Genomic DNA, 1354 nt, shown 5'->3' with positions numbered 1-1354 from the left:
GCGAAGGCGCGCTCGATGTCCGGCGCCAGGTAGTGGTCGGTGGCCATGGCGGGGCAGCGCTCGCGCAGCAGGGCGTGCATGTCCTCCAGCGGCGCCGAGCTGCGCAGCGGGCGCAGGAACTCGATGCCCTGGGCCGCGGCCAGCAGCTCGATCGCGACGATGTGCGCCGTGTTGTCGAGCATCGGGCCCAGGCGGCGCGCGCCGAAGGTCGCCATCGAGACGTGGTCCTCCTGGTTGGCCGAGGTCGGCAGGCTGTCGACGCTGGCCGGATGGGCGAGCGACTTGTTCTCGCTGGCCAGCGCCGCGGCGGTGACGTGCGCGATCATGAAACCGGAGTTGAGGCCCGCGTTCTCGGTCAGGAAGGGCGGCAGGCGCGAGACGCCGGTGTCGATGAGCATCGCGATGCGGCGCTCGGCGATGGCTCCGACCTCCGCGATCGCGCAGGCCAGCGCGTCCGCCGCCAGTGCGACCGGCTCCGCATGGAAGTTGCCGCCCGAGATCATCGCGGCCGGGCCGTCGGCCGGCGCGAAGACCAGCGGGTTGTCGGTGACCGCGTTGGCCTCGCGCAGCAGCACGTCGCGGACGTAGCGCGACTGGTCCAGGCAGGCGCCCATGACCTGCGGCTGGCAGCGCAGGCAGTAGGGGTCCTGCACCCGGTCGTCGCCATCGCGATGCGACTGGCGGATCGGGCTGCCAGCGAGCAGCGCGCGGTAGGCCGCGGCCGTCTCGATCTGGCCGGGCTGGCCGCGCACCTCATGGATGCGGGGATCGAAGGGGCCGTCGCTGCCGCGCGCGGCGTCCAGGCTCAGCGCGCCGCTGACGACGGCGGCGGCATAGACGGTCTCGAAGCGCAGCAGGCCCTCCAGCGCCAGCGCGGTCGAGGTCTGCGTGCCGTTGATCAGCGCCAGGCCCTCCTTGGCCTCCAGCACCAGCGGCTTCAGGCCGGCGCGCTCCAGCACCGCGAGCGCGGGCTGGCGCTGGCCGTCGACCAGCATCTCGCCTTCGCCCATCAGCGCCAGCGTCATGTGCGACAGCGGAGCCAGGTCGCCCGAGGCGCCCACCGATCCCTGCGCCGGCACGTAGGGCACCAGGCCCGCGTTGAAGGCGTCCAGGATGCTCTGCACGACGGACTCGCGCACGCCGGAGAAGCCGCGCGCCAGCGAGGCCGCCTTGGTCGCCAGCATCAGCCGCACGACCGGCGGCGCCAGCGGCGCGCCCACGCCCACGCAGTGCGAGCGGATCAGGTTGCGCTGCAGCGCCGCCAGCTCGTCCTTGCCGATGCGCTTGGAGGCCAGCTTGCCGAAGCCGGTGTTGACGCCGTAGACCGGATCGTCGCCGGCCGCGGCGGCCTGCA

The 1354-nt window shown here is 73.4% G+C and carries 1 protein-coding gene; it reads right to left on the bottom strand.

Annotated elements, in window-relative coordinates; genetic code table 11:
• A partial coding sequence (gene hutH / locus FUT87_RS23150) for a histidine ammonia-lyase (RefSeq protein ID WP_147242531.1) occupies positions 1-1354 on the bottom strand: 1354 nt, incomplete at both ends.

It is taken from the genome of Mitsuaria sp. TWR114 (assembly GCF_007997345.1).
This window is presented reverse-complemented; position numbering and strand designations above follow the sequence as displayed.